The organism is Pseudomonas sp. FeN3W (assembly GCA_030263805.2).
Taxonomy (GTDB): domain Bacteria; phylum Pseudomonadota; class Gammaproteobacteria; order Pseudomonadales; family Pseudomonadaceae; genus Stutzerimonas; species Stutzerimonas stutzeri_G.
Genome location: CP136010.1, coordinates 589,442 through 612,671, shown reverse-complemented (window position 1 = coordinate 612,671; position 23,230 = coordinate 589,442). Strand labels below are relative to the sequence as shown.

18 protein-coding genes and 1 riboswitch are annotated in these 23,230 nt (G+C 67.3%); of the genes, 2 read left to right on the top strand and 16 right to left on the bottom strand.

Annotation, left to right across the window (positions count from 1 at the left end; all coding sequences use genetic code 11):
- The first annotated feature begins 29 nt into the window (after nt 1-29).
- Nucleotides 30-1,055, top strand: a complete 1,026-nt coding sequence (locus tag P5704_002760; protein WOF79443.1) for an alpha/beta fold hydrolase — start codon at nt 30-32, stop codon at nt 1,053-1,055.
- Nucleotides 1,056-1,226: 171 nt separating this feature from the next.
- Complete coding sequence (gene amt, locus P5704_002755) at nt 1,227-4,625, top strand: ammonium transporter (GenBank protein ID WOF79442.1); 3,399 nt, start codon at nt 1,227-1,229, stop codon at nt 4,623-4,625.
- 8 nt (nt 4,626-4,633) lie between these two features.
- Here amt and P5704_002750 read toward each other — a convergent pair whose 3' ends face one another.
- From P5704_002750 to P5704_002675, 16 genes are all read right to left on the bottom strand, one after another.
- Entirely contained in the window at nt 4,634-5,473 is an 840-nt protein-coding gene (locus P5704_002750; GenBank protein ID WOF79441.1) for an ABC transporter ATP-binding protein, read from the bottom strand.
- 2 nt (nt 5,474-5,475) lie between these two features.
- Nucleotides 5,476-6,354, bottom strand: coding sequence for an ABC transporter permease (locus P5704_002745; GenBank protein ID WOF79440.1), 879 nt, complete (start codon nt 6,352-6,354; stop codon nt 5,476-5,478).
- Nucleotides 6,351-7,160, bottom strand: a complete 810-nt coding sequence (locus P5704_002740; protein ID WOF79439.1) for a hypothetical protein — start codon at nt 7,158-7,160, stop codon at nt 6,351-6,353. The genes P5704_002745 and P5704_002740 overlap by 4 nt, the downstream gene beginning before the upstream one ends.
- 49 nt (nt 7,161-7,209) lie before the next feature.
- Nucleotides 7,210-7,869, bottom strand: coding sequence for an isochorismatase family cysteine hydrolase (locus P5704_002735; GenBank protein WOF79438.1), 660 nt, complete (start codon nt 7,867-7,869; stop codon nt 7,210-7,212).
- Nucleotides 7,866-8,627 (bottom strand): creatininase, encoded by a 762-nt coding sequence (locus P5704_002730; protein ID WOF79437.1) that lies wholly within the window; start codon nt 8,625-8,627, stop codon nt 7,866-7,868. Before P5704_002730 ends, P5704_002735 begins: the two co-directional genes overlap by 4 nt.
- Nucleotides 8,624-9,508, bottom strand: a complete 885-nt coding sequence (locus tag P5704_002725) for a DMT family transporter (GenBank protein ID WOF79436.1) — start codon at nt 9,506-9,508, stop codon at nt 8,624-8,626. Before P5704_002725 ends, P5704_002730 begins: the two co-directional genes overlap by 4 nt.
- Nucleotides 9,505-10,260, bottom strand: coding sequence for a 3-oxoacyl-ACP reductase family protein (locus P5704_002720; GenBank protein WOF79435.1), 756 nt, complete (start codon nt 10,258-10,260; stop codon nt 9,505-9,507). The genes P5704_002725 and P5704_002720 overlap by 4 nt, the downstream gene beginning before the upstream one ends.
- Nucleotides 10,260-11,048 carry an SDR family oxidoreductase gene (locus P5704_002715; protein WOF79434.1) on the bottom strand — a complete coding sequence of 263 codons (789 nt, stop codon included), beginning with the start codon at nt 11,046-11,048 and terminating at the stop codon, nt 10,260-10,262. Before P5704_002715 ends, P5704_002720 begins: the two co-directional genes overlap by 1 nt.
- A gap of 1 nt (nt 11,049) precedes the next feature.
- Nucleotides 11,050-12,072, bottom strand: a complete 1,023-nt coding sequence (locus tag P5704_002710; GenBank protein ID WOF79433.1) for a fatty acid desaturase — start codon at nt 12,070-12,072, stop codon at nt 11,050-11,052.
- Nucleotides 12,069-13,118 (bottom strand): ABC transporter substrate-binding protein, encoded by a 1,050-nt coding sequence (locus P5704_002705; GenBank protein WOF79432.1) that lies wholly within the window; start codon nt 13,116-13,118, stop codon nt 12,069-12,071. Before P5704_002705 ends, P5704_002710 begins: the two co-directional genes overlap by 4 nt.
- Nucleotides 13,119-13,166: 48 nt before the next feature.
- Nucleotides 13,167-13,269: riboswitch (guanidine-I (ykkC/yxkD leader) on the bottom strand.
- Between the two features lie 415 nt (nt 13,270-13,684).
- Nucleotides 13,685-14,656 carry an aldo/keto reductase gene (locus P5704_002700; GenBank protein ID WOF79431.1) on the bottom strand — a complete coding sequence of 324 codons (972 nt, stop codon included), beginning with the start codon at nt 14,654-14,656 and terminating at the stop codon, nt 13,685-13,687.
- A 386-nt stretch (nt 14,657-15,042) separates the two neighbouring features.
- A complete protein-coding gene (gene atzF / locus P5704_002695; GenBank protein WOF79430.1) occupies nt 15,043-16,842 on the bottom strand; it encodes an allophanate hydrolase in 1,800 nt (599 codons plus the stop codon).
- Nucleotides 16,843-17,142: 300 nt separating this feature from the next.
- A complete protein-coding gene (gene uca, locus P5704_002690) occupies nt 17,143-20,847 on the bottom strand; it encodes an urea carboxylase (protein ID WOF79429.1) in 3,705 nt (1,234 codons plus the stop codon).
- Between the two features lie 158 nt (nt 20,848-21,005).
- Nucleotides 21,006-21,641 carry an urea carboxylase-associated family protein gene (locus P5704_002685; GenBank protein WOF79428.1) on the bottom strand — a complete coding sequence of 212 codons (636 nt, stop codon included), beginning with the start codon at nt 21,639-21,641 and terminating at the stop codon, nt 21,006-21,008.
- A 13-nt stretch (nt 21,642-21,654) separates the two neighbouring features.
- The gene (locus tag P5704_002680) at nt 21,655-22,383 is read right to left on the bottom strand and encodes an urea carboxylase-associated family protein (GenBank protein WOF79427.1); all 729 of its coding nucleotides are present in this window, start codon (nt 22,381-22,383) and stop codon (nt 21,655-21,657) included.
- Between the two features lies 1 nt (nt 22,384).
- Nucleotides 22,385-23,197 (bottom strand): ABC transporter ATP-binding protein, encoded by an 813-nt coding sequence (locus tag P5704_002675; GenBank protein ID WOF81153.1) that lies wholly within the window; start codon nt 23,195-23,197, stop codon nt 22,385-22,387.
- Nucleotides 23,198-23,230: the final 33 nt, after the last annotated feature.

Below are 23,230 nucleotides of genomic sequence, written 5' to 3'. Positions count from 1 at the left end.
CCCGTTTCGCCGATGCAGGAGTCACGCAGATGATTGAAATGAAAAGGGAAAAGAAATTTCTCGCGCTGGGCGACATGCACCTGGAAAGCGGCCAGCGTCTGCGCAACGCGCGGCTCTGCTATCAGCTGGCGGGTACGCCGAACCGGGCGCGGGACAACCTGGTGCTGGTTCCGAGCTACTACGGTGGTACACATTGGGGCAGCCTGCCCCTGCTTGGTGCGGATGGCCCGCTCGGAACCGGCGACTATTGCGTGGTGCTGACCGATCTGCTGGGCGCCGGCTGGTCGACGTCGCCGAGCAACGCCGCGCCCGGCCAGGAGGCGGCGGGCTTTCCGCAGGTCAGCCTGCTGGACAACGTGCGAGCGCAGAAGGCACTGCTCGACCGGCTGTACGGTGACGACTGGCAGCTCGCGCTGGTGACCGGCTGGTCCATGGGCGGCATGCAGGCGCTGTTCTGGGCGATGGCCTATCCCGAGCGGATGCGCGCCATCCTGCCGTTCTGCTGCACGGCGCGCTGCTGGCCACACAACCGGGTATTCCTGGACGGGCTGAAGGCGGCGCTCTGCGCCGATGCCGCCTGGCAGGGCGGCCGCTACGCCACGCCGCCCGAGCGCGGCCTGCGCGCGTTCGGCCGAGTCTATGCCGGCTGGGCCTATTCCCAGGCGTTCTTCCGCCGCGAGCTGTGGCGCGGGCTGGGCTTCCAGAGCCTCGATGGACTGCTCGACTATTGGGAACGCGACCATCTGGAGCAGGACGCCAACGACCTGCTCTGCGTGCTGCACAGCTGGCAGTCGGCCGATCCGGCGCGCAGCTTCGGCGTCGCTTCGCTGGCCGAGGCGCTGGGGCGTATCCAGGCGCGCGCGATTCTCATGCCCGGCAGCAGCGACCTGTATTTCACCGTCGCGGACGCCGGCCACGAGGCCTCGCTGATTCCAGGTGCCGAGCTGCGGGTGCTCGAATCGGACTGGGGCCATTGCGCCGGCGGGCCAGGGCGCGAGCCGCGGGCGATGGCGCAGGTTTTCGCGGCGATGCGGGCGCTTCTTGGCCGGCAGTGAGAGGAATCGGGCCTCGATGGGATGGGTGCCGGGTGTTGGGCTTCGCTGTGCTCAGCGCCAACCTACGGCTGATCGGGCTTCTGCCATGGCATGAATCTGGCTAGTGGCTCAGTGCCATCTCCGTCTTCGGGCGGATGCGCAGCCTGGTGATCCCTCCTTTGATGCGGACACATGATGCCAACAGCCTCGATCGATACCCTCTGGGTAGTGCTATGCGCCGGCCTGGTGTTCAACATGCAGATCGGCTTCCTCTGCCTCGAAGCGGGCCTGACCCGCAGCAAGAACGCCATCAACGTCGCGACCAAGAACATGGTCGATCTGTGCATCGCGCTGATGGCCTACTGGCTGTTCGGTTTCGCGCTGATGTTCGGCGCCAGCCACTACGGCCTGGCCGGGAGCGGGCTGTTCTTCACCTCCTTCGCCATCGACGAGAGCTGGTCGCTGGCGTTCTTCCTGTTCCAGGCGATGTTCTGCACCACGGCGGCGACCATCGTCTCCGGCGCCGCGGCGGAACGGATGCGCTTCAACGCCTACCTGATCGTCGCCGCGTTGTCGGCCGGGCTGATCTATCCGCTGTTCGGTCACTGGGCCTGGGGCGGCGCCCTGCGCGAAGGGGAGGGCTGGCTGGCCGAGCGCGGATTCGTCGATTTTGCCGGTTCCACCGTGGTGCACGGTGTCGGCGGCTGGATCGCGCTGGCGACGGTGATGGTCATCGGGCCGCGTTCGGGGCGCTTCGACCCGGCCTGGCGGCGGCGCGGCATGCCGGGTTCGAACCTGCCGTTGGCGATGCTCGGCGGCCTGCTGCTGCTGTTCGGCTGGTTCGGTTTCAATGGCGGCAGCACGCTGGCATTCGACCTGCGCGTACCCGGCATCATCGTCAATACGGTGCTGGCCGCCATGGCGGGTATCGCGACGGCAATGGCGGTGTCCTGGTGGCGCCATGGCTACGTCGAACCGGTGCTGCCGCTCAACGGCATGCTGGCCGGCCTGGTGGCGATCACCGCCGGCGCGCATGCCGTCAGCGTGCCGGCCGCGATCCTGATCGGCCTGGGCGGGAGCCTGTCCATGTGCCTCGCCGAGCGGTTGCTGCTGCACTGGCGCATCGACGATGTGGTGGGGGCGGTGCCGGTGCATCTGGCCGCCGGTGTCTGGGGCACCCTGGCCGTGGCGCTGCTCGGCGACCCGCTGTTGCTGGGCACCGGCCTCGGCCGCGGCGAACAGTTGCTGGTGCAGGTCGAAGGGGTGCTGGCCTGCGCCCTCTGGGCCTTCGGGCTGACCTACCTGTTGTTGCGGCTGATCGATCGCCACTACCCGCTGCGGGTCGATCCGGACGACGAGCGCATCGGCCTGAACGTCAGCGAGCACGGCGCGCGCACCGAGCTGATCGAACTGCTCGACGCCATGGACGAACACCAGCGCCAGGGCCAGTTCCACCGCGAGGTGGAGGTCGAGCCGTTCACCGAGGTCGGGCAGATCGCCGCGCAGTACAACAAGGTCATCCGCGCACTGCAGAGCGCCGTGGCGAAGACCCAGAGCATCGTTCGCGACATCCGCGACGGCATCGTCACCTATACCGGCGACGGCGTGCTGACCAGTTGCAACCCCGGCGCCGAGCGCCTGCTGGGCCTGCCCGCCGAGCATATCGTCGGCCAGCCGCTGCAGCGCTTCATCGCCTGCGGCTCGTCCTGGTCCGGCGCGCTGCTGCCACCGACAGGGGGCGAGGTCACCTGCGAGCTGCTGCTGCACGGCCGCGACGGCCAGCCGTTCGCCGCCGAGCTGACCGCCAGCCAGGGCGATGCCCAGGAAGCCTACGTGTGTACCGTGCGCGACATCACCGAGCGGCGACGCATCGAGGAGCAGCTGTTCGCCGAAAAGCGCCTGGCCCAGGTGACGCTGGCGTCCATTGGCGACGGGGTGATCACCACCGACCGCGAGGGGCGTGTGCGCTATCTCAACCCCAGCGCGGAACAGCTGACCGGCTGGCAGCAGACGCAGGCGCAAGGCTTGCCCCTGGCGGAGGTCTACCGGGTATTCGACGAGACCTCCGGCGCACGCCTGCCCACGGCCGCCGGCGAGGCGCTGCGCCGGCGCAGCGATGCCAGCGGCCACGCCGAACGACCGCCGGGCATTCTCGAACGGCGCGACAACAGCCGCATCGCGATCCAGGACGCGCTGGCGCCGATCCGCGATTCGGACGGCACGGTCATCGGCCTGGTGCTGACCTTTCGCGACGTCACCGTCACCCGCCAACTGGCGCGCAAGCTGACCTTCCAGGCCAACCACGACAACCTCACCGGCCTGGTCAACCGTTCGGCGTTCGAGCGCCAGCTCGAACGGCTGTTGCGCGAACAGCCGGAGGATGGCCGCGAGCACGTGCTCTGCTACATGGACCTCGACCAGTTCAAGGTGGTCAACGACACCTGCGGGCACGCCGCCGGCGACGAGCTGCTGCGCCAGCTGGGGCGTCTGCTGAAGACGCGCATGCGCAGCACCGACGTGCTCGCGCGCCTGGGTGGCGATGAATTCGGCATCCTCTTTCTCGACTGCCCATTGCAGCAGGCGGTGCTGATCGCCGAGAGCATTCGCCGCGCCGTGGACGAATTCCGCTTCAACTGGGAAGGCAAGAGCTTCGCCATTGGCGCCAGCATCGGCCTGGTCGGCATCGACGCCAACGCGCGCAGCCTCGGCCCGCTGCTCGGCGCGGCGGACAGCGCCTGCTACGCGGCGAAGGAGGGCGGGCGCAACCGGGTGCACGTCTACCAGGCCGACGACCAGCAACTGCTGGAGCGCCGCGGCGAGATGCAGTGGACCCATCGCCTGCGCCAGGCGCTGGACGGCGACCGCCTGCGGCTGTACGTGCAGCCGATCGTTTCCTCGTGCCGGCCGGATGACGTGCCGCGCTACGAAGTGCTGGTGCGCATGCTCGGCGAGGACGGCAGCATCATTCCGCCCGGGGCCTTCATGCCGGCAGCCGAACGCTACGACCTGGCGCCGGCGGTGGACCGCTGGGTGGTGGGCAACTTCCTCGCCTGGGTCGGCGACCTGTGCCGGCACCAGAAGGAAACGATCGGGCATTATTCGATCAACCTCTCGGCGATGTCGCTGGGCGAGGAGAGCTTTCTCGAATTCATCCTGGCAGCCATCGAGCGCCACCGGATACCCAGCGAGTGCCTGTGCTTCGAGGTCACCGAGACGGCGGCCATCGCCAATCTCAGTCGCGCGATGAAGTTCATCGAGCAGCTCAAGGCGGCCGGCTGCAGCTTCGCCCTCGACGACTTCGGCTCCGGGCTGTCGTCCTTCGGCTACCTGAAGACGCTGCCGGTGGACTACCTGAAGATCGACGGCGTGTTCGTCCGCGACATCGAGCACGACTCCATCGCCCGGGCCATGGTGGTCTCGATCAACGCCATCGGCCACGAGATGGGACTGCAGACGGTGGCCGAGTTCGTCGAATCGCAGGCCATCCTCGACCGTCTGCGGGAGATCGGCGTGGACTTCGTGCAGGGGTATCACCTGGGACGGCCGCGGCCGCTGTCCGAGCTGTCCGGGGTGCGGATGATGCCGCGCTGAGGCCGGCTTCAGCCGGCCTCGGCGCTGAGCCTGGCCAGCTGTTGCAGATCGGTCTGCATGCCCGACGTCTCGCGGATGCGGGCGAGAATCTCACGCTTGAGCTCGGTGAATTCCGGCGCGAGCTTCATGTCCTGGTTGCGCCGGGCCGGCAGCGGCACTTCGTGGATCGAATCGATGCGGCCGGGGCGCGGCGCCATCAGCACGATGCGGCTGCCGAGGTAGATGGCTTCCTCGACGTCGTGGGTGACGAACAGGATGGTGCTCTTCTCCAGCGCGTGCACATGGCGGATCAGGTCGTGCATGACTTCGCGGGTCTGTGCGTCCAGCGCGCCGAACGGCTCGTCCATCAGCAGCGTCGCCGGCTTGGGCAGCAGCGCGCGGGCGATGGCGACGCGCTGCTGCATGCCGCCGGAGAGCTGGCTGGGGTAGGCGTCTGCGAAACGCGTCAGGCCCATCAGGTTGAGCAGCGCGTCGGCGCGGCCGGCGGCGGACTCCACGTCTCCATCGTGGCGCACGGTGTCGCCGATCACCTTGAGCTGGCGGCAGAACTTGATGTTCTGCATCACCGTCAGCCAGGGGTAGAGGCTGTAGTGCTGGAAGACCATGGCGCGGTCGACGCCGGGGCCTTCGATGGGCCTGCCGTCGAGCAGGATCTCGCCGCGGCTCAGCGTTTCCAGCCCGGCGATGATGCGCAGCAGGGTGGACTTGCCGCAACCCGAGGCGCCGACGAAGGTGACGAACTCGTTGGGCTGGATATCCAGGTCGATCGACTGCAGCGCCTGCACCTCGCGGCGCTCGCTGACGAAGGTCTTGCCGACCTGGCGGACACGAATCTTGGCATCGGACATGGTCATTTCCTCATCCAGGGGAAGGCGCGGCGGTGCAACCAGCGGAAGGCCTGGTCGGTGAGCAGGCCGATCAGACCGATCAGCAGGATGCCGGCGAAGATCTTGTCGGTATGCATGTAGCGCTGCGCCTTGAGGATGGCGTAGCCGAGGCCGGAATTGGCGGCGACCAGCTCGGCCACCACCAGGTAGGTCCAGGCCCAGCCACAGGTGATGCGCAGGGTGTCGAGCAGCGCCGGCCTGGCCGAGGGCAGGATCACCAGCTTGACGATCTCGCTGCGGTTGGCGCCCATGGTCTGCGCCGCCTCGATCTGTGCCATGGGCACGCGGCGCACGTCCTCGGCGACCATCAGCACCATCTGGAAGAAGGTGCCGATGAAGATGATCAGTACCTTGGAGCCCTCGTCGATGCCGACCCAGAGCATCACCAGCGGAATGAAGGCAACGGCGGGCATGTAGCGGATGAAGTCGGTGAGCGGCTCGAGAAAGGCCTGCACCGGCCGGTAGGTGCCGATGTACAGCCCCAGTGGCAGGGCGATCAGCGCCGAGGCGCCGAAGCCTGCCATGACCCGCCAGACGCTGATGCCGATGTCCCCCAGCAGCCCCTCGCTGGTCCACCAGCGGCCGATACGCTCGAGCACTGCGCCGGGGCTCGGCATGAACATCGGGTCGGCGAGGCCGAGGGCGGTCCACAGCCACCAGACGACGAAGGGCAGGCTCAGCCCGGCGCCGGTCAGCAGCCAGGCACTGCGCCGTGAGAGTTCGCCGCGAATGCGCCAGAAACTGCCTTTGCTCATCACCGGTTCGGCCCGCGCGACGGGTGCTGTGGTGTGTCGTTGTTGAGCGGCGGGGGCAGTGGAGGGAATGCTGATCTGTGCAGTCATGCGGGGACCTCCTGTGTAGCGGTGGGCACATCCAGTTCGACGCGTTGCCAGCCGCCGGCCGCCGGATAACGGCCGAGCGCGGCGAGGTCCGCGGCGGGCAGACTGGCGGGGTCGGCGAAGTTCCAGTAGCTCGACAGCAGCGCGTCGCCGACGCGGCCGGGCAGCGTCGAATGGGTGATCTGCCAGGGTGTGGCGCCGTTGCGGTGGCGGCCGAAGGACAGCTCGCAGGCCAGCAGCTGCGGCCGCAACGCGGGCCCGACGGCGGCCAGCTGTTCACGCAGATGCCCCGAGCTGGCCGGCAGCAGAATCGGCCGCTCGGCGGCGAACAGGAAGTAGTCGCCCGCTACCAGCAGGCAGGCCTGGCGGGCTGGCTGCTCCGCCGCGCGCAGCCAGATCCCCCAGTTGCGCCCCTGCGATTCCGGCAGGCGCTGCCAGATTTCGTGATAGCTGCCGTCCAGCCCGTCTTCCAGCAGCCGCTGCGGGGTCTCGAAGCGCATCAGGCCGATATCCGCAGGCCCGCCCGGCGGCTGGAAGTCGATCAGCCGATGCCACTGGCAGATATCGCCGTTGACCTCGGTGATGCCGGCAAAGCCGGCCTGTTCACTCAGCGCCAACTGCTGGGCATGGCTGCAGGTTTCAAGCGAAGCTGCCGGTGCCACGGGTTGCCCCCCCGGCAGACGCAGGTCGGCGTGCAGGCTGGCGGTCTGCAGCCAGTAGACTTCGCTGGTTTCGTCGCGCAGGCCGGCCGTGGTGGTCAGCAGGCGACGGCGCCAGACGCCGAGATAGGCATCGGGAACGGTTTTCATGGGTAATGCTCCGCAAATGACGTGCTTCGGACGCGATCAGGCCGGGGGGTCATGGCGATCCCTCCAGCTGGCTCAGCAGCCGATGGCTGTCGATCACGCTGCCGAACAGGCCGCCTTCCACCCCGATCATCGCCAGCGCAGCCGCATGCAGTTGCGGGTCGGCCGAGGCGCAGGCGTCACGGACGGTCAGGCAGTCGAAGCCAAGGTCGATGGCCTGGCGCAGCGTCGAGGCCACGCAGACCTCGGTGGTCACGCCGGTCAGGATCAGCCGCTCGATACCGCGGCGGCGCAGGATCAGTTCCAGATCGGTATGGGCGAAGGCGCTGTAGCCCGGCTTGTCGATCACCGGCTCGCCGGCGCGCGGTTGCAGCTCGTCGATCAGGTCATGACCGAATTCGCCGCGCACCAGCAGACGGCCGAGGGGGCCGGGGCTGCCGATGGGAGCGCCGGTGGCCTGGGCGCGGCGGCGTTTGGGCTCGGGCAGGTCGGAAAGATCCGGTCGATGGCCTTCACGGGTGTGCACCACCAGCATGCCCACGCCGCGCGCGCGATCCAGCAGCGCCTGGATCGCCGGGATCGGCGCGCGCAGGCGGCTGACGTCCATGCCGGCCTGGTCGGCGTATCCGCCCAGCGCGCAGAAGTCGCGCTGCATGTCGATCACCAGCAACGCCGTATGCTCGAGGAACAGCGGGTTCGTCGTCAGGCTCACAGGGCAAACTCCTTGCACACCGCGGCGGCGATGCCTTCGACGATGTCGTGGGCCAGCCGCTGGCCTTTCGCCGCGCTGGAGCCTCTGGCCGAGGACAGCACCCCGGAGGGCGGCACCCATTCGGTACGGGTGGGGTACATGTCGTAGGGTGGAAAGTCGGCCGGGGCGTCGTCGGGGATCTTTTCCAGCGCGACCAGTTGCGGATGGAAATGCAGCATCAGCGAGGTCTCGATCACCGCGGCATGCTCCAGCGCGAAACCGGGGAAGCCTTCCGGGAAGATGTCGGTCAGGGTCTGCTCGTGGCAGAAATCCCAGTGCTCCAGTCGCATCACCTCCAGCCCGGCGTTCGGCCCGAGGTCGCGCAGCGCCAGCTGGATGCCCTCGGCGACGAACCACTGGTTCTCGTAATGGCCGAGCACCAGAACCAGGCGGCGCACACCGTGGCGATGGAACTCACGCACGGCGTCGCGCACCAGGGCGCTCAAGGTCGCACCATCCAGACTGGTGGTGCCGCAGAAGTGCTGGCCGCCGCCGCATTTGGGTTGCGACTTATAGCCGTATGACAGCGCAGGGGCGACCAGCCCGCCGACCTGCGCCGCCACCTCGGCGCTGATGGCGCTGGCCAGCAGCGCGTCGGTGCCCAGCGGCAGGTGCGGGCCATGCTGCTCGGTGGCGCCGCAGGGCAGGAAGACCACGGTGCCCTCGCGCACGCGGCGTTCGTAATCGACCCAGCTCAGTTGATCCATGTGCACGGTCATGCGCAGGTGCTCCTTGTCGCGATTGAAAGGGGACGTTCCGGCCAGCCGGCGATCAGCGTGGCGGTGGTGATCAGGGCGGCGCCGAGCCATTCGTTCGGGCCGATGGCGTGGCTGCCGAACCAGGCCGAGGACAGCACTGCGGCGATCAGCTCGAACACCACCAGCACCGCGGCGCGGCCGGCTTCCAGATGAGTCAGGCCGTACTGCACGGCGGCCATGCTGACCAGCCAGCCGAGGGCGAGCAGGGCGATCTGCCAGCTCAGGGTCAGATCCAGGGGCGGAAGTGGCTGGCGCAGCAGCAGGCAGAACAGCCCACCGAGCAGCGCGCTGCCGACGAAGCTGACCAGCGCCTTGCTCGCCAGCGGCACCCGGTCGGCGGCACGAGTGGCGAGGTTGTTGAGGCTGAAGGCGAGGCCGGCGGAAAGCGCCAGCCAGTCGTTCGCGCCCGGCGCGTCCAGGGCTTCGCCCGTGACGCCGAGGGTCAGGCCGATGCCCAGCATCGCCAGCCCCAGGGCGAACAGCCGTGTGCCGCTGAGGCGTTCGCCCAGCAGCAGCCAGCCGCCGACCATCGCCCACACCGGCGCCAGGTAGAACAGCAGCATGACCCGCACCACGTTGCCGTCAGCCAGGGCGGTGACCAGTGCCGCGGTGGCCCAGCCGCCGCACAGGCCCATGGTGAGTACCTGGCGATACTGGCTCGCCCACTCCCGGCGCTGCTGCCAGAGCACCGGCAGCGCCAGCAGGCTGAGCAGCGAATAGGTCAGCAGCACCAGCGGCATGCCGGCCAGGCCGCGCGCGGCGAAGAACTGCAGCGGCAGCCAGCCCAGGCCCCACATGATGGCGCCGCCGATCAGCATGCCCTGTGGCATCAGGCTGTTCATGCGCCCATCCAGGAGCCGCCGTTGGGCCCGAGCAGTTGTCCGGTGAAGTAGCTCGCCTGCGGCGAAAGCAGAAAGACGATGGCCGCCGCGACTTCCTCCGGCGTGCCCAGGCGCGCCATGGGGATCGCCAGCTCCTTGGCCATCCACTCATCGCTCATGTGCTCCGGGCTGACCATCGCCGTGGCGATGGGGCCTGGTGCGACGCCATTGATGCGGATGCCGTCGGCAGCGAATTCGCGCGCGAGCGAACGGGTGAGGCCGATCACCCCGGCCTTGGCCGTGCAGTAGACGACGTACTGTTCGCGGCCGAGAAACCCGAGGTCCGAGGCGACATTGACGATGGCGCCGCTGCGCCGTGGCTGCATCCGCGCCAGTGCATGACGGCAGCAGCGGTAGACGCCGCCGAGGTCGACGCCCAGCACCCTTGCCCAGTCCGCCTCGCTGGTCTCGAGAAAGGGCTTTTCCAGGATCACCCCGGCGTTGTTGACCAGCAGATCCAGCGGCCCTTGCGCCTCGATGGTCTCGAACATTGCCGCGACCGCGGCCGGATCGCTGACATCGGCCTCGATGGCCCAGGCGGCGCCGCCGTTGGCGATGATCTGCTCGAGCAATTGTTCCGCCAGGTTGTGTTGGTCGCGATGGTTGATCCAGACCCGCGCGCCTTCGGCGGCCAGCGCGAGCGCGGTGGCGCGGCCGATACCGGTTGCCGCGCCGGTGACCAGGGCGGTCTGGCCGGTGAAGATGGCAGCCATCAGTGCATCACCTCGCCATGGCTGACCGACAGCGCCTGGCCGGTCAGGGCGGCGGCCAGTGGCGAGCCGAGAAACAGGAAGGTGCCGCCCAGGTCGGCCGGTGTCAGCAACTCCGGGATGGCCTGGTTGGCGAGGATCGCCGCCAGCTCGGCGCTGTCGCTGCGGCCGTTGGCGTCGGCCATCACCTGCAGCGAGCGCATGGCCGCATCGGTGCCGATCCAGCCGGGGCACACCGCGTTCACCCGGATGCGCCGCGGGCCCAGTTCCCAGGCCAGCGAGCGGGTCAGGCCGACCACCGCGTGCTTGCTGGCGACATAGGCGGAAAAGCCCGGCACGCCTTTCAGCCCCCAGATCGAGGCCTGGTTGATCACGCTGGCGCCGGCGCGCAGGCGTGGCAGCAGCGCGCGGGTCAGGCGCTGCATGGAGCCGACGTTGTTCTCCAGCAGGGCCGACCAGCGCTGATCGGCCTCGAAGCTGCACTCGCCCAGCGGCGTGGCGTACTCGACGCCGGCGTTGTTGATCAGTACATCGGCATTGAGCCCACGGCAGGCGAGGTCATCGGCGTACTGCTGCACCGCCTGCCGATCGCCCAGGTCCAGCGCGGTGCAGTGCAGCGACGTCTCGCCAGCGAGTTCGTCGGCAAGCCGGGCGAGGGCGTCGGCGTCGCGGTCGAGCAGTTCCAGGGTGGCGCCGGCCGCGGCGAAACTCTGCGCCAGGCCGCGACCGATGCCGCCGGCGGCGCCGGTGATGACCACGCAGCGGCCGCGGTAATCCAGTGCCTTGTGCATGTCACACCGCCGTCAGGAAGGAGACGCCCACGGCGCCGTAGAAGTGGTCGGCCTTGTTCGGCCCTTCGCTGACTACGCCGTAGTCATCGTCCAGCACGCGGCGTACGCGGTAGCGGTGGAAACTGCCGAGCAGCTTGCGCATCGGGATGACCTGGTTGTAGGTACTGCCGTACAGCTCGGCATGCAGCCTGGGCAGGCGGTACCAGGGCGCCACGGGCTTCTCGTGGTGGGCGTTGTGGAAGGAAAAGTTGAGCAGCAGCAGGTTCAGCGCCGGCCAGCGTTCGGAAACCACGTTGCTGTAGGTGTTCTGCTGCTCGTAGCTGCGGTCGCGGCGCTTGTCCTCCGGCAGCTTGCCGCCATCTTCCAGCACGGCGAAGGCCTCGTAGGTGTGCTGATAGGCATCGGCGAAGCGCAGCACGCTGAGCATGATCATCCAGGCCACGGCGTAGAGCAGCACGGCCTTGAGCGAGAGCGCGGCGAGCCCGGCGAAGAGCAGCGTGCGAATGGCCAGCACCGCGGCGACCTTGCCGCGGCGGGCGCGGTGCTTGTCGTTGTCGGTGATGAAGGGCAGGGCGATCACGTAGAAGTGCATGATCAGTTCCACCGCCGGCACATAGGCCCATTCCAGCGTCAGCACCAGCTTCTGCAACCACAGCGGGCGCGCCCTGAGGAAGGCCTTGCTGTCGAAGGTGATCACGTCGGCGCGGTCGACGTGGTGGCGCATGTGCTTCTTGCGCAGGTCCTGGAACTCGGCGTAGCAACTGCCGCACAGCCAGCTGCAGACATTGCCGGCCCATTCGTTGTGCCTGGGCACGCTGAAAATGGCGCCATGGGCGAATTCGTGGATCAGGTAGGCGGCGATGATCATGCCGTGGGCCAGCAACAACGTGCCCAGCGCGTTCAGCCAGCCGTTACCGGCGAACAGCAGGGCCAGACCGCCGCCGTAGGCGAGCGCGGTGTAGAGGATCGCCAGGGTATTGGGCAGGCGTCCATCGGCGTAGCGGTACAGGGGTTTGGCAGTCATGGTCTTCTCCAGCACAGGCGGGCGATGGCCCGCCCGGCGTCGGCTTGCTGGGCGAGCGCTTCGGTGAACTGGGCGTCGTAGGTCTGGCTGAAATCGGGGATGGTCGGGATCTGCCCGTTGTCCTTGAGCAGCTTGGCGATGATCGCGCCGCTGCCATGGAAGGAATGGGTGTCTTCACCGGGCGCGAAGCTCTTGCCCATCTCGGCGAGCGGGATGTTGTAGGCGCCGGCCATCTGCTCCACCGCCTCCTCGGCGCTGACGCCGAGCACCTCGCCGATGATCTCAGCCGACTCCTCGGGGTGCGCCTGCATGTAGGCCAGGCCGTCCATGTAGCCCTGGATCATCGCCTTGATGGCGGCGGGCTTCCTGGCGATCACCGCCTCGTCGAAGACCAGCACGTCGGTGATCAGCCCCGGTGCGTCCTTGGACGAATAGACCACCTTGAACTTGTCGCCGCCGCCCATGGAGAGGATTTGCGAGACGTTGGGCTCGTAGGTCACGCCGACCGGCAGGTTGCCCGAGGCCATGGCGCCGGGGATGCCTTCCGGGGTCATGTTGACGGCGTCGATGTCCTGGTCGCTCATGCCGTTCTGCTGCAGCGCGTAGGCGAGCAGGAAGTCCGAGGGTGACAGCGGATTGAAGCCGACCTTCTTGCCCTTGAAGTCGGCGACCGACTGGATCGAGGCGTCGGCGACGATGGCGTCACCGCCGTTGGAGAAGTCGATGGGCATCACCACCCGGTGCTTGAGGCCCTTGGCGACCGAGGCCACCACCTGATCGTAGGTGAGCATGCCGCCGTCCAGTGCGCGGCTGACCATGGCGGTGGGAATCAGCGCCGGATCGTTGAAGAACTGCAGCTCCACGTCCAGGTCGTGGGGCTTGAACAGGTCGAGCTTGTCGGCGACGTAGAAGGGGCCATAGCCGGCCCAGACCACGGTGCCGATCTTCAGCTTATCGGCAGCCTGGCTGGCCAGCGGTGAAAACAATGTCGCGACGGCCAGGCCGGCAGCGAGGAGGGTCTTGTTCAGCGAGCGCAGTGTGGACATGGCGTGATTTCCCTACACATTGGAATGACAGGCACGGGATGACATCGCGTCTCCCGGGCTTTTATCCCTCCGTGTAGTCCCGTCCCTGGGACCGGAGAACTCTCGGACCAGCGCCCACTCCCTGTGAGCCGGAACCCTAGTTCTCCTTGAAATTGCTCCTGATTGTGCCCAGTGGCCTGTTTGGTAAGTTCAGCTGGTCAATTTCGGCGCCCATGACCCCGCGACTGTGTTGCTGCTTCTCGCCATAGCCCGCTATGACTCGTCGCAGCGCCTTGTCTCGGAACCATGGTCATCCGAACTTGCCTCAACCAACTCACCGCACAGGCCACTAGCGTCATGAGTGCCGGAGGCGACTCATCCCGTTCACCTGCAGCAGAGCAGGTTGCGTGCCATTTTTGCCTTTTCGGAATTTGTCGTTGGGATTCAGGCGGTTGGATACCGCGTGGCAGTTTGGCGGTGCGCCCGGAGAACGCCTCGCGTGCGCACAAATGGGGTGGGATGCGCCGCGATGGTGCCGGTTCTGCCGGTCGGGTCGCGTCGCAGGGCGCCGCGGCCCGGTCGTGGTTTCAGGCGGGTAGTGGCACGTCCGCGCGCAACAGGCCTTCGTCGACCAGGGTACGCCAGAACTCGGCGGGCACCTGGGCATTGAAGTAATCCATGTATTGCTGCGGCCGTTCGGGGTTCGCCGTACCGGGGATGACCGAAGCCACCACCGGGTTGGCCAGGCAGAAGTGCAGGGCGGCGACACGCAGGTCGACCCCGCAGCGCTCGGCGATGGCTTCCAGCCGCCGCTTGCGTTCGCTGACGTCAGGCGGAATGCGGTCGTATTCATAGTGATCGCCGCCAGCCAGCACGCCCGAATTGAACGGCCCGCCGACGACGATGCCGACGCCGCGCTCGCGGCAGGTCGGGAAGAGCGTATCCAGCGCTTCGTCGTGCTCCAGCAGCGAATAGCGTCCCGCCAGCAGGAACAGGTCCGGATCGCTCTGCTCCAGAGCCATGCGGCACGGTTCGACCAAATTGACGCCCAGGCCCCAGCCGCGGATCGTGCCTTCGTCGCGCAATTGCGTGAGGGCTTTGGCCGCGCCGTCCATGGCCTGCTGGAAGTAATCGCGCCACTGCGGGCCCCACTGGTCTTCGGAGACGTCGTGGATGAACACCACGTCGAGGCGCTCGACGCCCATGCGCTTGAGGCTGTCTTCGATGGAGCGGCGCGCACCGTCGGCGGAATAGTCCGGCACGCGCTGGTTGGGCAGTTCGTCGACGAAAGGCTTGGCGTTTTCCGGCTGCTCGGCCGGGCGCAGCAGGCGGCCGACCTTGCTGCTCAGCACGAATTCGTCGCGCGGCTTGTGGCTGAGCAGGCGGCCGAAGCGCGCCTCGGCGAGGCCGGCGCCGTAATGCGGGGATACGTCGTAGTAGCGGAAACCGGCGTCCCACGCGGCATTGAGCGTGGCGTCGGCGGTTTCTTCGCTGATCGGGTGGAACATGTTGCCCAGCGGCGCGCCGCCGAGGCCGATGCGTGGCAGGGTGATACGCATGGCGGTCCTCCTTCTATGCAGCCGAGGCCGAAATTGGCCGGGTATTGCATGGGAGGACAGCGCCGAACGGATGTTCCGGATCGTGAAGAGCTGTTGTACGAACGCTCGACCCCGCGGTAGGTCGGCGCTGAGCGCAGCGAAGCCCAACGGGGGCGGTTATATGAACGTGTTGGGCTTCGTCGTTGCACTCCTCAGGCTGCGCGCCCCGACCCAACCTACGCCTACATGCCTCGGCCGTGCCCATGCGGTTCCGATGCACCAAGGGCGCCCGGTAGGTTGGCGCTGAGCGCAGCGAAGCCCAACTGGGTTGGGTATATGACCATGTTGGGCTTCGTCGCTGCGCTCCTCAACCCAACCTACACTCCTCGACCAACCTACGGTGTCGGCTATTGGCTCTGCAGGTAGGCGCGCCAGCCGCCGAAGCCGGTGATGTCCTGCGCGCCTTCCAGGCCGCAGGGTTCGCAAATGAAGCCGGTTTCCCAGCGGCCATCTTCGAGCTGCACCTTGCCCAGGCCGAGCGGTGCGGGGATGCCGGTGAGAAAGGAGCCCAACTCGCTGCTGGGGATGTCCCAGACCTCAACGGCGATCGCCGAGCCACCTTCGGCGACGCGCACCATCCCTGGGCGCAACACCGGGCCGCCGGCCAGGGCGTAGAGCTGGTAGTCCGGCGCGCTGCGGGTGGCTTCGAGTAGGCGTGCGCCGCGCTGCCTTAGCTGCCAGTTCAGCGGCAGGCCGTCCAGGTGCGCTCCGCAGACGACGATACGGGCGCGGTCGTTGCGCGCCGGGTTCTGTGGGGCCGGCGTGTCGAGGGCGTTGCCGCCGATCAGCTTCAGCGCGGTCTGGCGCTGTAGGGCGTCGGCCAGGCTCAGCAGGTACTGATCGGTGAACACCCGGCCGAACAGCGTCACGCCCCAGGGCAGCTTGTTCCCCATCACGCCAGCGGGTATGGCCACGGCGGCGTAGTCCAGCATGTTCATGAAGTTGGTGTAGTAGCCCAGATCCGAGTTGCGCTTGACCGGCTCGGCATGCAGCTCGGCGAGGGTGACCGGGCGTGGGTAGGCTGGTGTGAGTACGCAATCGACCTCGGCCATGATCCGGTCGCAGGTGGCCTTGAGTTGCTGCAGGCGGTATTGCGCCTGGAACAGCTGTACGGCGGTGGTGCCGGGGGCTTTCTCCAGAACGGCCTTTATTACCGGCAGCACGGCGTCGGGTTGCTGTTCGATCAGCGCGCCGGCCACGCTGTAGCGTTCGGCGACCCAGGGGCCTTCATAGAGCAGGCGCGCGGCTTCGAGGAACGGCGAAAAGTCCACTTCCACCGGCTCGCCACCTATTGCCTTGAGCTGGTCGACGGTGGCGGCGAACAGCGCCGGACTTTCCGGGCAGCCGAGGAATTCGAGCTGCTTCGGCACACCGAAGCGAAAGGATTTCACCTGGCCGAAGGCTGAGCCGTCGTTCCACAGTGGGTTGGCGCGGCTGTATTCGTCACGCGGATCGAGCTTGGCCGTGAGCGCGAGCAGCTGACTGGCTTCGGCGGCGCTGGCAGTGAAGAAGGTCACGCAATCCAGCGTGCGACAGGCCGGCACCACGCCGGCGGTGGAGATCAGGCCCTTGCTGGCTTTAAGGCCCACCAGATTGTTCAGTGCCGCCGGCACGCGGCCGGAGCCGGCGGTGTCGGTGCCCAGCGCAAAGGTGCACAGGCCCAGCGCCACGGCTAGGGATGAGCCGGCGCTGGAGCCACCGGAAGGGTAGTCGGGATGCAGGCTGTTGCGGCACTCGCCATAGGGCGAACGGGTGCCGTTGAGCCCGGTGGCGAACTGATCGAGGTTGGTCTTGCCGAGTGGTATTGCACCCAGCGCAATCAGTTGCTCGACGATGGTGGCGCTGGTTTCAGGTGTGTAGGCGAAGGCCGGGCAGGCGGCGGTGGTAGGAATGCCGGCCAGGTCGATGTTGTCCTTGATCGCAAAAGGGATGCCGTAAAGCGGGAGTTCGGCGGAGGTTTTGTTATCCAGGGCTGCGAGGAAAGGTTCGAGTTCCTCGATGCTCAGCAGGTGGATAAAGGCGTTGAACTCGCCGTTCAATTCGTCGGCCTTGGCGCGCAGGTCGTGGATCAGCTGACGCGGGGCAGCGATGCCGGCTTCATAGGCAGTGCGCAGCGTGTCGAGGCGCAGATCGAAATGGGTCGTCATGGTTGGCTTCCTCTGTAGCGGGCCTGGTCTGTTCGAGCAGTCGGGATTCGGGGCTGGCTAGCGGCCCTTTCCCCTCACCCCAGCCCTCTCCCCAAAGGGGCGAGGGGGTGGTTCGGTGTTGCTGGTAGTCTTGTGGTCCGGCGTTGCTTTCGTATCGCAGGCGCTGGGAGCTCGGCGCGTGGTTGATGCCAATGCAAGAGCTGCGTCGACGTCCGGACCCCGTACCCGCGTCGAACCGGCCCCCTCTCCCTGAGGGAGAGGGCTGGGGTGAGGGGGAATGGCGGTCAAAGACCACGGCTCTCAAACCTCCTCGATCACCACGACCCGCTGGCCGGCACGTACCGGCGAACCGGGCTGGACGCGGACCTCCCTCACCAACCCGGCGACCGGTGCGGTGAGGGGGATCTCCATCTTCATGCTCTCGAGAATCACCAGCACGTCACCGGGCTCGACTCGGTCGCCCTCGGCCACCGAGACCTGCCAGAGGTTGCCGGCGATATGGCTTTCGATGCCATGCTCACCGGCGCCAAGCGGCGTGTCTTCACCGAGATCGGCCGCCACTTCCTCGCTCTCGAAATGCGCCTGGCCGGATTCGATCCAGCGCTGGCGTTCGGCGTCGAAGGCGGCGCGCTGCTGGCTGCGGAAAGCCTCGATGCTGTCGGCTTCCCTGGCGAGAAATTGCTGGTAGTCCGAGAGGCACAGCTCGGTATCCTCGATCCTCAGCGGGTAGCGTCCCAGGGGAAAATCGCGACGAATCTCCAAGAGTTCTTCGGCGCTTACCGGGAAGAAGCGGATCTGGTCGAAGAAGCGCAGCAGCCAGGGCTGGCCGCCGAACGCCTCGACCGCGCGGTAGCGGTTCCACATCTGCAGCGTGCGGCCGACGAACTGATAGCCGCCCGGGCCTTCCATGCCGTAGACGCACATGTAGGCGCCACCGATGCCCACCGAGTTTTCCGCGGTCCAGGTGCGGGCCGGGTTGTACTTGGTGGTGACCAGCCGGTGGCGCGGGTCCAGCGGGGTGGCCACTGGTGCGCCGAGGTAGACGTCGCCCAGGCCCATCACCAGATAGCTGGCCTCGAACACCGTGCGGTACACCTCGTCGAGGTTGGGCAGATCGTTGATCCGGCGGATGAACTCCAGGTTGCTCGGGCACCAGGGCGCGTCCTTGCGCACCGTGGTCATGTACTTCTCGATGGCAAGCGTGCAGGCCGGATCGTCCCAGGACAGCGGCAGGTGGACGATGCGCGACGGCACCTTCAGGTCCTGCGCGGCGCACACCGCGCCCCACAGCCCGGTGACGGTCTCAAGCAGGTCGTCGAGTGGCAGGGTTTCCGGCTGGTAGTGGACTTGCAGCGAACGGATGCCGGGTGTGAGGTCGATGACGCCGTCCAGTTGCTTGGCTTCGAGGGCTTGCATCAGCGCATGACCGCGGAAGCGCAGCACCAGGTCCAGTTCCGGCTGGCCGATCTCCAGCAGCAGATGGGTATCGCCAGCGAGGCGGGCGACCAGACGGGTATCGTCCTGGCCAAGGTCGAGGACGATGGGGGAGGTGAGCGCATATTCCGCAGACTGCGTGTAAATGCCCCCTCTCCCCCCAGGAGAGGGCTGGGGTGAGGGGTTTTTGCTGTCGGTTGAAACAGCCCTCACCCCGATCGCGGGCCGCCCCGGCCCCTCTCCCGGAGGGAGAGGGGAGACAAGCGCGCACTCTTCGCACCGGGCTCTTGCCAGCTCCCGCGCTGTGGCGATATCCACCGGGACAAAGCGCACCTTATCCCCTGCCTTAAGCTGCCCGAGCTGCCACAGGTCGGCCTCGATGATGGTCACCGGGCAGACGAAGCCGCCCAGGCTCGGGCCGTCCGGCCCCAGGATCACCGGCATGTCGCCAGTGAAGTCCACCGCGCCGATGGCGTAAGGATTGTCGTGGATATTGGATGGATGCAGACCAGCCTCGCCGCCGCTTTCGCGCACCCATTCGGGCTTCGGACCTATGAGACGCACGCCGGTGCGGCTGGAGTTGAAGTGCACTTCCCAGTCGGTGGCGAAGAAGCGCTCGATATAGCCTTCGGTGAAATACTCCGGCGCGCCGTGCGGACCGTAGATCACCCGCAGCTCGCGCACCGCCGGCAGGGCGCTGCACAGCTCGGCGGCGAGCCTGGCGCCGGCCGACGAGTCGCTCAGCGGTGCCAGGCGCAGCACGTCGCCGGCACGCAGGGCGCGGCCGCCGTGACCGCCGAACTGGCCGAGGGTAAAGGTGCTCTTACTGCCCAGATACTCCGGCACCTGCACGCCGCCGCGCACGGCCAGATACGCGCGGGCACCGGCGCCGGCGATGGTCCCGATGGTCAGGGTGCTGCCGGCCTTGACCAGAATGGCGGTGTTCATCGGCTGCGCGACGTCATCGAGCTTCACGGGGATCGCGGCGCCGGTCACCGCCACCACCGCGTCGGTGTTGAAGCGCAGGATCGGTCCGCTCATGGTGATTTCCAGCCCGGCGGCGTCCTCGGGGTTGCCCAAAAGGGCGTTGCCCAGGCGCAGCGCGCGGCTGTCCATCGGGCCGGACGGCGGCACGCCCACCGCCCAGTAGCCGAGGCGACCGGGGAAGTCCTGCACGGTGGTCTGGGTGCCGGCGCTGATGACCTCGAAGGTGTTGGCCGAATAGCGCAGACCTTCCAGGCAGCGGGTCCAGGGCGTGCCGAGGGCGAAGGGCGCAAAGCCGAGGATCTGGCGCAGGTAGTCGCGGTTGGTCTCCACGCCGTAGAGCAGGGTGTCGCCGAGGGCGGCGTCCAGCGCGACGCGGGCCTGTTCACGGCTCGGCGCCCAGCTGATGACCTTGGCGATCATCGGGTCGAAATACGGCGGGATCTCGCAGCCGGCCTCGACCCAGGTGTCGATGCGCAGGCTCTTGCCGTCGGCGGCCGGGAAGGCCACGGCGGTCAACAGGCCCGGGCTCGGCTGGAAGTCACGGCCCGGGTCCTCGGCGTAGACGCGCGCCTGGATCGCGTGGCCGCTCGGCTTCAGCGTCTCGCTCAGCTCCGTCAGCGGCGACAGGTCGCCGGCGGCCAGCTCGATCATCCAGCGCACCAGATCGACGCCCCAGACCTGCTCGGTGACGCCGTGCTCGACCTGCAGGCGGGTGTTCACCTCGAGGAAGTAGAAACGCTGGGCTTCGGCGTCGTAGACGAACTCCACGGTGCCGGCGCTGCGGTAGTTGACCGCCTTGGCCAGCTTGATCGCCGCTTCGCACAGCGCCTCGGCCATGCCGGTCGGCAGGTTTGGCGCGGGGGTTTCCTCCAGTACCTTCTGGTTGCGCCGCTGCACCGAGCAGTCGCGCACGCCGAGGGCTAGCACTTCGCCGGCACCGTCGCCAAACACCTGCACTTCCAGATGGCGGGCGCGTTCGATGTATTTCTCGATGAACACGCCCGAGTCGCTGAAATTGTTCTGTCCGAGGCGCTTGACCGCTTCGAAGGCTTCGCTCAGCTCTTCGGGCGAGCGGCACACGCGCATGCCGATGCCGCCGCCGCCGGCGGTGCTTTTCAGCATCACCGGGTAGCCGACCTGATCGGCCGCGCCGAGAGCATCGGCGAGGCTGTCGAGCAGCTCGGTGCCTTCCAGCATCGGCACGCCGTGCTGCTTGGCCAGGGCGCGGGCGGTGTGCTTGAGGCCAAACACCCGCAGCTGTTCCGGCGTCGGGCCGACGAAGGCGATGCCGGCGGCTTCACAGGCTTCGGCAAAGGCGGCGTTCTCGGAGAGAAAGCCGTAGCCGGGGTGAATGGCTTTCGCGCCGGTTTCCCGGGCGATGCGGAGAATCTTCTCCACCACCAGATAGGTCTGCGCTGCCGGGCCTTCGCCCAGGCTGTGGGCCTCGTCGGCCTGCTGGATATGCAGGCTGGCGGCGTCGGCCTCGGAATACACCGCCACGCCTTTCACATCCAGGGCGCGCAGCGTACGCAGGATGCGGCAGGCAATGGCGCCGCGGTTGGCGATCAGAAGTTTGTCGAACATGTTCAGTAACCCTCGAAGGGCTGGCGGGCCGTCCCGCCTTTATTCATCTGCGCCACGGCCGTCCGTGGTTGGGGAGGGTTGCTTCGCTGTCGGCAGCTCGGGCCGCTGCCCGGCGCGCGCCTGCAGCAGCGGCAGCAGGTGGCGTCGTAACAGCGCCATCAGTCCCACACCAGCACCTCGGCGGGCGTCGGGTTCCAGCCGTTGCAGGGGTTGTTCAGTTGCGGGCAGTTGGAGATCAGCACGATCACGTCTGTCTCCGCGCGCAGCTCCACGTACTTGCCCGGTGCGGAAAGGCCGTCTTCGAAGGTCAGCCCGCCCTCGGGCGTCACCGGCACGTTCATGAAAAAGTTGATGTTGGCGCCGATGTCACGCTTCTCCAGCCGGCCGTCGTGCAGGCTGGCGCGCAGGAAGTTGTCGCGACAGCTATGCATGTAGCGTTTGTCCAGGGCATAGCGCACCACGTTGCTCTCCTGGGCGCAGGCGCCGCCGAGGGTGTCGTGGCGGCCGCAGGTGTCGGCGACGATGGTCAGCAACGGGTTGCCGAGGTTGGAATAGAGCACCGTGCCGGCGGTGAGGTAGACCTTGTTCTGCCGGCGCAGGGTGCGCTGTGGGTCGAAGCGTTCGCGCGGGTTCTTCGCGCTGAAGAACAGCGTGTCGATGGCCTGATTGCCCTCGACATCCAGCAGGCGCAGGGTCTGCCCGGCCTTCACTTCGAGCAGGTACGGCTCGCCGGCCGGAATCAGGTGGCGGAAGCTGGCGGTTTCCGGATGCAGGCTGCTTTCTACGAGGGTCATGTCGGCAACCTCCTCAGATGTAGAGTCGTTCGGTGTTGTGGAAGCCGCGTCCGTTCTCCGGGCGCGAAGTGCGGCAGAGCACGCTGATGCCGTCGCTCTCGACCTTGTGCCAGCTGAGTTGCACGGGCTTGGGTGCGTATACGGGGTTGGGGTCCAGCGGGTGTTGCAAGGCGGTGAGGATCACCAGGGTGTCCATCGGCGCGTACAGCTCGATGTAGTCGCCAGGTTCGCTATTGCCGCTGTGAAAGGCAAAGGTGCCGTCGGCGGTGACGTCCACCCGGCTGAACAGATTGAGCACCATGAGCAGGTCCTGCAGGTTCAGGTTCCACTTGCCCATTTCCACCAAGAGGTTGTCGGTGCCGTTGCGGAAGAAGCCGTTGCGCAGTTCCTGATAGCGGCCGATGCCGTACTTCTCGGCGACTTCATTGGCGTTGAGCACGCCGCCGAAGCTGTCGTGCCAGCCGCAGGTGTCGGCGGTGATGGCGGCAAGCACGCGGCCCATGTCCGAGTACAAACAATGCCCGGCGGTGAGCTTGGCGGTGTGCTGGCACTTGAGGGTGTCCGGCAGGTTCAGCCGTTCGCTCTTCTCCTGGGCATTGAGCAGCATCAGGCTGACGTTGGCACCGCCTTCCAGGTCGGTCAGGCGCAGCAGTTGGCCGCGCTTGAGGACGAAGGAGGTGTGGCCGCCGCCGGGAACGGTTTCCTCGTACAGCGTGGGGCGGATCGCGAGTGAAGCGCTCATGTCAGGCTCCTTGGTAGGCAGTTCGGAATTTCTCGCTGAGGGTGGCCGGCAGGGGAGCGGCCGCACCGGCCGCGTGGCGGCCCTCATGCAGCGGAATGTCGTAGGTCACCCGTGCGCCATAGGCACCCGGGGCGTGGGGATCGATGCGCGGCTTGTCGAAGACCAGGATGCGGCTGCCGAGGGTGAAGCCTTCCGACAGGTCATGGGTGACCATGAACACCGTCAGCCGGGTTTCCCGCCACAGCTCCAGCAGCAGGGCATGCATGTCCTTGCGGATGCCCGGGTCGAGCGCACCGAAGGGCTCGTCGAGCAACAGCACGCGGGGCTTCATGATCAGCGCCTGGGCGATGGCCAGGCGCTGTTGCATGCCGCCGGACAGCTGCGCCGGGTACTTGCCCAGCGCATGGCCGAGGCCGACCTTGTGCAGCATCTGCGCGGCCTGCTCGCGGGCATCGCGCTTGCGGCGTCCGAGCAGACGGCCGAACAGCGGCGCGCGCGGCAGTTCCAGGCCGAGGGCGACGTTGTCCAGCACCGTCAGGTGCGGAAATACCGAGTAGCGCTGAAAGACCACACCGCGGCTGGCATCCGGTTCGTTGGCCAGCGGCTGCCCATCGAGCAGGATCTCGCCACGGCTGGGCGCCTCCTGGCCGAGCAGCAGCCGCAGGAAGGTGGATTTGCCGCAACCGGAGGCACCGACCAGGGTGCAGAACTCGCCCTCGGCGATGTTCAGGTTAAGCCGCTCCAGCACGACCTGATCGCCATACTGCCGCCAGACGTTGTTCACCTGAATGAAGGAGCTGGGGTCGCCGCCCATGCGAGTCCCTGGTTGCGTTGTGCATTGGTTCGG